The sequence below is a fragment of the Pseudomonas sp. 43(2021) genome, from assembly GCF_017490805.1.
GTDB lineage: Bacteria > Pseudomonadota > Gammaproteobacteria > Pseudomonadales > Pseudomonadaceae > Aquipseudomonas.
Genome location: NZ_JAFGYJ010000052.1, coordinates 1 through 7,244, shown reverse-complemented (window position 1 = coordinate 7,244; position 7,244 = coordinate 1). Strand labels below are relative to the sequence as shown.

Genomic DNA, 7,244 nt, shown 5'->3' with positions numbered 1-7,244 from the left:
GGGAGCGGGTTACCCGCGAGACGACACCGCGGTGGATGGCACGGGCTTCGCCCGTGTTCGCGGGCAAGCCCGCTCCCACAGGGGGCGCGCCAGCTTTTAGAAATTGAGCAAGACAGTTGCTCCCACATTGATCGGCGTACGCAGGCCTTTGTGGGAGCGGCCTTGTGTCGCGAAAGGGCCGCAGAGCGGCCCCGGCAATCTACCGGTCAACGCCGAACCAGCAGAACCCCACTTTCCATGTGGTGGGTATAGGGGAACTGGTCAAACAACGCACACCGCTCGATGCGGTGGGTGTCGTGCAACTGGGCAATGTTCGCTGCCAGTGTCTCCGGGTTGCACGAGATGTACAGGATCCGCTCGAAACGCCGGGTCAGCTCGCAGGTATCCGGGTCCATCCCCGCCCGCGGCGGGTCGACGAACACCGTGCCGAACTCATAGCTTTTCAGGTCGATGCCTTCCAGCCGGCGGAACGGCCGCACCTCATTCAGCGCCTGGGTCAGCTCTTCTGCCGACAGGCGCACCAGCCGCACGTTATCCACAGCGTTCTCGTCGAGGTTGCTCAATGCGGCATTGACCGAGGTCTTGCTGATCTCGGTAGCCAGCACCTGGCGCACGCGAGTGGCCAGCGGCAGGGTGAAGTTGCCGTTGCCGCAGTACAGCTCCAGCAGGTCGTCGTCACGCTCGCCAATGGCCTCGAAGGCCCAGCTCAGCATCTTCTGGTTCACCGCGCCGTTGGGCTGGGTGAACGCGCCTTCCGGCTGGCGATAGCTGAACACACGGCCAGCGACGTCGAGCTTTTCCACCGCGTAGTCACGGCCGATCACCAGGCGCTTGCCCTTGGAGCGGCCAATGATGCTCACGCCCAGCTCTTCGGCCAGTTGCCGTGCGGCCACTTCCCAGGCCTCGTCCAGCGGGCGGTGGTAGCACAGGGTGACCATGGCATCGCCGGCCAGGGTTGTGAGGAACTCCACCTGGAACAGGCGGTTGCCCAGTTCCTCGCTGGCCTGCCAGGCCGCCTTCAGGCGTGGCATCAGTGCATTGATGCGCTGGCTGGCGATGGGGAAGTCGTCGATCAGGATCGCCTTGTGCTTCTCGCCCGGGGCGAACATGGCGTAGTGGCGCTGGCCGTCTTCGCGCCACAGGCGGAACTCGGCGCGCAGGCGGTAATGCTCGCGCGGCGAGTCGAAAACAGCCGGCTCCGGCGCGCCGAACGGCGCCAGCAGCTCGCGCAGCCGGGCCACCTTGGCGTCCAGCTGGGTGGCGTAGGAGGAGGGGTCGAAAGCAGCACTCATGCGTTGAACCAGCCCAGCTTGATGACGAACAGGATGGAAAGGATCACCAGGGCCGGGTTCAGGTCGCGGTGGCGGCCGGAGATCAGCTTGACGGCGGTCCAGGAAATGAAGCCGAAGGCGATGCCGTTGGCGATCGAGTAGGTCAGCGGCATGGCCAGGGCGGTCACTACCACCGGTGCGGCTTCGGTGACGTCGTCCCAGTTTATTTCCGCCAGGCCCGAGGCCATCAGCACCGCGACGAACAGCAGCGCCGGGGCAGTGGCGAAGGCTGGCACGCTACCGGCCAGCGGGGCGAAGAACAGCGCCAGCAGGAACAGTACCGCGACCACGATGGCGGTCAGGCCGGTGCGGCCACCGGCGCTCACGCCCGCGGCAGATTCGATGTAGCTGGTGGTGGTCGAGGTGCCCAGCAGGGAGCCGGCCATGGCTGCAGTGCTGTCGGCGATCAGGGCACGGCCCATCTTCGGCATGTGCCCGTCCTTGCCCATCAGCCCGGCGCGCTTGGCCACGCCGATCAGGGTACCGGAGTTGTCGAACAGGTCGACGAACAGGAAGGCGAAGATCACGCTGACCAGGCCCACGTCCAGCGCGCCGGCGATATCCAGCTGCAGGAAGGTCGGGGCCAGCGATGGCGGCATCGAGACCACGCCGCCGAATGGCGTCACGCCCATCAGGATCGAGGTGATGGTTACGGCGAGAATGCCGATCAGCACGGCGCCGCGCACTTTCAGCGACTCCAGGCCGACGATCAGGAAGAAGCCCAGGGTGGCGAGGATCGGTGCTGGCTGCTTGAGGTCGCCCAGGCCCACCAGGGTAGCCGGGTTATCGACGACGATGCCCGCGTTATGCAGAGCAATCAGCGCCAGGAACAGGCCGATACCCGCGGCGATGGCCGAACGCAGCGGCAGCGGGATGCTGTTCACGATCCATTCGCGGATGCGGAAGATCGACAGCAGGAAGAACATCACCGCTGACAGGAACACCGCGCCCAGCGCCACTTGCCAGGTGTGGCCCATGTGCAGGACCACGGTGTAGGTAAAGAACGCGTTCAGGCCCATGCCCGGCGCCAGGGCGATCGGGTAGTTGGCGATCAGGCCCATGGTCACCGAGCCGATGGCCGCGGCCAGGCAGGTGGCGACGAAGATCGCACCCTTGTCCATGCCGGTCTCGCCGAGGATGCTCGGGTTGACGAACAGGATGTAGGCCATGGCCAGGAAGGTGGTGACGCCCGCGAGAATCTCGGTGCGCACATTGGTGTTGTGTGCTTTCAGTTGAAACAGCCTTTCCAGCATGCCCGCTCCCAAGGCGCCCCCGGCGCCATGAATGTATCGACCCCATCAGCAAAGCACAGACCGTACCGGTTGCCGTGGTTTTGTGTGGGGCGGAAAAAAGCCGCGCATCATACCAGCATGCTTGGCGGGGGCCTATCGCCGTTGGGGAATGGTAATTTTTTCCCTGTGCCGGCCTCTTCGCGGGTGAACCCGCTCCCACAGGTACCCCACCAGGCCTGATGGCGACGCGCTCCTGGTGGGAGCGGGTTTACCCGCGAAAGGGCCGGTACAGGCTACAGATCAACCGTTATGCAACCGATCTCGCTTGGCCAGTGTGGGGAACAGTCTTATCCACACCCCAGTCACCACTAAAGTGCCCACTCCGCCCAGTACCACCGCCGGCACCGTCCCAAACCAGTGCGCCGTAACCCCCGATTCGAACTCGCCGAGCTGGTTCGAGGCACCAATGAACAAGCCGTTCACCGCGCTCACCCGCCCGCGCATTTCGTCCGGCGTCTCCAGCTGCACGAAGGCGCCGCGGATGACCATGCTGATCATGTCCGCCGCGCCCAGCACAACCAGTACTGCCAGCGAGAACCAGAACGAGGTCGACAGGCCAAAGGCGATGGTCGCCACGCCGAACACGCCCACTGCCGTGAACATGGTCCGCCCAACGTTGCGCTCGAACGGGAAGCGCGCCAGCCACAGCGACATCAGCAACGCTCCCACCGCTGGCGCCGAGCGCAGCAGGCCCAGGCCCAGCGGGCCGGTCAGCAGGATGTCCTTGGCGAACACCGGCAGCAGCGCGGTGGCCCCGCCCAGCAGTACGGCGAACAGGTCCAGCGAGATGGCGCCCAGAATGTCGGGCCGGCTACGGATGAAGCGGATACCGGCCAGCAGCGATTCGATGCTGGCGCGCCCGCGCTGGGCCACCTGGCCGCGTGCCTGCAGGCTCAAGGTCAGGACACAGGCGATGGCGTACAGGGCTACGGTGGGTCCGTATACCCAGATGCTGCCGAAGGCATACAGGAAACCGCCCACCGCCGGTGCCACGATGGTTGCCGTCTGGGTGGCCGAGGCCGAAGCCGCCACCGCGCGCGGGAACAGACCGGCCGGTACCACGTTGGGCAGCAGCGCCTGGGTCGCCGGCATTTCGAACGAACGCGTGGCACCGAGCAGGAAGGCGAGGGCGAAGATCAGCTCGCGGGTGACGTTGTCGGTCGCGCTGCCCAGCGCCAGTGCCAGGGCTATCAGCCCCTGCAGGCTCTGGCACAGCGCTGCGACCTTGCGCCGGTCATAGCGGTCGGCGACATGCCCGGTGTGCAGCATGAACAGCACCCGAGGGGCGAACTCGACCAGGCCGACCAGGCCCAGGTCCAGCACATTGCCGGTCAACTGGTAGAGGTGCCAGCCAATGGCCACGGTAAGCATCTGGAAGCCGCTGGCGGTGAACACGCGGGCCAGCCAGAAGGCCAGGAAAGGGCGGTGGTGACGCAACAACTGCGGTGCGGAATCGGACATCGGAAACCAGGGGCCTCGGCGCAGTAGAGGGGGGCGCAGCGTATCATCTGTTTGTAACAACCGGTTACTGTTTGCCGGGGTCGGCACTTTTTCACGCGTCATGAAAGGGGGTGGGGCAACGGGTCACGCGGCAATCAACCACACGGCCCGTCAGGCCATTCAGGACTATGCTTCCTAGCAATCGTTGATCTGGATCAATCGTTCCAGATGTAACGATCGGGCCCTCGGGCCGAAATCCCTGCGATCGAACAGAACAATTCCAACGCGCCGCACTCGACTACCGTGGGGGCAGTGGGCGACGGGGCCAGCGGCCCGGACGCCGGATTATCTGAAGAGGAAGCACCATGTTCGGAATAGAGGCCTTGGAACTCGCCCGAATGCAGTTTGCCTTTACCGTGTCGTTTCATATCCTGTTCCCGGCCATCACCATTGGCCTGGCGAGCTACCTGGCAGTCCTCGAAGGCCTCTGGCTGCGGACCAATAACCAGGTCTACCGTGACCTTTATCACTTCTGGTCGAAAATCTTCGCCGTCAACTTCGGCATGGGCGTGGTTTCCGGGTTGGTCATGGCCTACCAGTTCGGCACCAACTGGAGCCGCTTCTCCGACTTCGCCGGCGCCATTACCGGCCCGCTGCTCACTTACGAGGTGCTGACCGCGTTCTTCCTCGAGGCCGGCTTCCTGGGGGTCATGCTGTTTGGCTGGAACCGCGTCGGCCGTGGCTTGCACTTCTTCTCCACGGTGATGGTGGCGCTTGGCACACTGGTCTCGACCTTCTGGATCCTCGCCTCCAACAGTTGGATGCAGACCCCACAAGGCCACGAGATCATCGATGGCCGGGTGGTGCCGGTGGACTGGCTGGCAGTGGTGTTCAACCCCTCGTTCCCCTACCGCCTGGCGCACATGGCCACTGCCGCGTTCGTCTCCACTGCCTTCTTCGTCGGTGCCTCGGCGGCCTGGCACCTGCTGCGCGGGCGTGACAACCCGGCGGTGCGCAAGATGCTGTCGATGGCCATGTGGATGGCGCTGATCGTCGCCCCGATCCAGGCGGTGATCGGTGACTTCCATGGCCTCAACACGCTCAAGCACCAGCCGGTGAAGATCGCCGCGATCGAAGGCCACTGGGAGAACGTGCCCGGCGAGCCGACCCCGCTGATCTTGTTCGGCATCCCCGACATGCAGGCCGAAACCACCCGCTTCAAGCTCGAGATTCCGGCACTCGGCAGCCTGATCCTGACCCACAGCCTGGATAAGCAGGTGCCGGCGATGAAGGAGTTCCCGCCCGAAGACCGGCCTAACTCGACCATCGTCTTCTGGTCGTTCCGGATCATGGTCGGGCTGGGTTTCCTGATGATCTTCGTCGGCCTGTGGAGCCTCTGGCTGCGCAAGCGCGGCACGCTCTACACCTCGCGGCCGTTCCTGTACCTGGCCCTGTGGATGGGGCCTTCCGGGTTGATCGCGCTGCTGGCCGGCTGGTTCACCACCGAAATCGGCCGCCAACCCTGGGTGGTGTATGGCCTGATGCGCACGGCAGACGGTGTGTCGAACCACAGTTATGCCCAGCTCGGCTTCACCCTGGTGGCCTTCGTGGTGGTGTACTTCGCCCTGTTCGGCACCGGCCTTGGCTACATGATGCGCCTGGTGCGCAAAGGGCCGCAGACCGGTGAGGGTGACGAGCACAGCCCCGGTGGCCCAGGCACCAAACGCACGCCGGCGCGGCCGATGTCCGCCGCCGATGATGGCCGAGAGGCCAACTCCGCCAGCCTGAGCAAGGGGAACTGAACCATGGGTATCGACCTTCCGCTGATCTGGGCCGTGATCATCATCTTCGGCGTCATGATGTATGTGGTGATGGATGGTTTCGACCTGGGGATCGGCATGCTCTTCCCGTTCGTCAAGGGCGAGCATGACCGCGATGTGATGATGAACACCGTCGCCCCCGTGTGGGACGGCAACGAAACCTGGCTGGTGCTGGGCGGTGCCGGGCTGTTCGGGGCATTCCCGATGGCTTATTCGGTAGTGCTGGAGGCCCTGTACCTGCCATTGATCCTGATGCTGATCGGCCTGATCTTCCGCGGCGTGGCCTTCGAGTTCCGCTTCAAGGCCAAGGCCGACAAGCGCCATATCTGGGACAAGGCGTTCATCTGGGGCTCGCTGATTGCCACCTTCTTCCAGGGCGTGGCGCTGGGCGCCTTCCTCGAAGGCTTCAAGGTGGTCGACCGGCATTTCGCCGGCGGCACACTTGACTGGCTGACCCCGTTCAGCCTGTTCTGCGGCCTGGGGCTGATCGTTGCCTACACCCTGTTGGGCTGCACCTGGCTGATCATGAAGACCGAAGGGGCGCTGCAGCAGAAGATGCACGACATCGCCCGGCCGTTGGCGCTGGTGCTGCTGGTGGTGATCGGCATCGTCAGCCTGTGGACACCGATCGCCTACCCGCAGATTGCCGAGCGCTGGTTCAGCATGCCTAACCTGGTCTGGTTCATGCCGGTGCCGCTGCTGGTGCTGGTAACCTTCTACGGGTTGCTCAAGGCGGTGGCGCGCAATGCCCACTACACGCCGTTCCTGCTGACGTTGGTGCTGATCTTCCTTGGTTACAGCGGCCTGGGCATCAGCCTGTGGCCGAATATCATCCCGCCGTCGATCTCGATCTGGGACGCTGCGGCGCCACCGCAGAGCCAGGGCTTCATGCTGGTGGGCACCCTGTTCATCCTGCCGTTCATCCTCATGTATACCTTCTGGAGCTATTACGTGTTCCGCGGCAAGGTTACCCATGAAGACGGCTATCACTAGGAGGGCCGCATGATGACCGGCAAGCATGGTTTGGACGAGAAGAAACCCCTGTGGCAGCGGCTGGGTTGGCTGCTGCTGATCTGGGCGATGAGCGTGGCGGCTCTGGGTGTGGCGGCCTGGGTGATGCGCCTGTTCATGGGGGCAGCGGGGTTGACTACCCATTGAGGTAAGCCTGTTCTGGCCCTATCGCCGGCAAGCCAGCTCCCACAGGTAACGCACTGTCCTTGAATGCAGTGCCGTACCTGTGGGAGCAACTGTCTTGCTCAATTTCTAAAAGCTGGCGCGCCCCCTGTGGGAGCGGGCTTGCCCGCGAACACGGGCGAAGCCCGTGCCATCCACCGCGGTGTCGTCTCGCGGGTAACCCGCTC

General features: G+C 64.4%; 6 protein-coding genes. 3 read left to right on the top strand and 3 right to left on the bottom strand.

Annotated elements, in window-relative coordinates:
• Window positions 1-206 precede the first annotated feature (206 nt).
• The 3 genes from trmA to J5M71_RS25475 form a co-directional block, all read right to left on the bottom strand.
• Window positions 207-1,292, bottom strand: coding sequence for a tRNA (uridine(54)-C5)-methyltransferase TrmA (gene trmA / locus J5M71_RS25485; RefSeq protein ID WP_207838226.1), 1,086 nt, complete (start codon window positions 1,290-1,292; stop codon window positions 207-209).
• On the bottom strand, window positions 1,289-2,584 hold the full coding sequence (locus tag J5M71_RS25480; protein ID WP_207838225.1) for an NCS2 family permease: 1,296 nt from the start codon (window positions 2,582-2,584) through the stop codon (window positions 1,289-1,291). The genes trmA and J5M71_RS25480 overlap by 4 nt, the downstream gene beginning before the upstream one ends.
• A gap of 279 nt (window positions 2,585-2,863) precedes the next feature.
• Window positions 2,864-4,084, bottom strand: coding sequence for an MFS transporter (locus J5M71_RS25475; RefSeq protein ID WP_207838223.1), 1,221 nt, complete (start codon window positions 4,082-4,084; stop codon window positions 2,864-2,866).
• A gap of 344 nt (window positions 4,085-4,428) precedes the next feature.
• Here J5M71_RS25475 and J5M71_RS25470 point away from each other — a divergent pair, with 344 nt between their 5' ends.
• Genes J5M71_RS25470 through J5M71_RS25460 form a run of 3 tightly spaced genes read left to right on the top strand, consistent with a single transcriptional unit; the run spans window position 4,429 to window position 7,041 of the window.
• Window positions 4,429-5,865: a cytochrome ubiquinol oxidase subunit I gene (locus J5M71_RS25470; protein WP_207838220.1), complete on the top strand. Its 1,437-nt coding sequence runs from the start codon at window positions 4,429-4,431 to the stop codon at window positions 5,863-5,865.
• 3 nt (window positions 5,866-5,868) lie between these two features.
• Complete coding sequence (cydB, locus tag J5M71_RS25465) at window positions 5,869-6,876, top strand: cytochrome d ubiquinol oxidase subunit II (RefSeq protein WP_063913408.1); 1,008 nt, start codon at window positions 5,869-5,871, stop codon at window positions 6,874-6,876.
• 9 nt (window positions 6,877-6,885) lie between these two features.
• Entirely contained in the window at window positions 6,886-7,041 is a 156-nt protein-coding gene (locus J5M71_RS25460; protein ID WP_085626848.1) for a DUF2474 domain-containing protein, read from the top strand.
• The last annotated feature ends 203 nt before the right edge of the window (window positions 7,042-7,244 follow it).

Coding starts and splice junctions, on each gene's coding strand:
- J5M71_RS25480 (WP_207838225.1), bottom strand. CDS start 2,584: ATGCTGGAAAGGCTGTTTCAACTGAAAGCACACAACACCAATGTGCGC.
- cydB (WP_063913408.1), top strand. CDS start 5,869: ATGGGTATCGACCTTCCGCTGATCTGGGCCGTGATCATCATCTTCGGC.
- J5M71_RS25470 (WP_207838220.1), top strand. CDS start 4,429: ATGTTCGGAATAGAGGCCTTGGAACTCGCCCGAATGCAGTTTGCCTTT.
- J5M71_RS25475 (WP_207838223.1), bottom strand. CDS start 4,084: ATGTCCGATTCCGCACCGCAGTTGTTGCGTCACCACCGCCCTTTCCTG.
- J5M71_RS25460 (WP_085626848.1), top strand. CDS start 6,886: ATGATGACCGGCAAGCATGGTTTGGACGAGAAGAAACCCCTGTGGCAG.
- trmA (WP_207838226.1), bottom strand. CDS start 1,292: ATGAGTGCTGCTTTCGACCCCTCCTCCTACGCCACCCAGCTGGACGCC.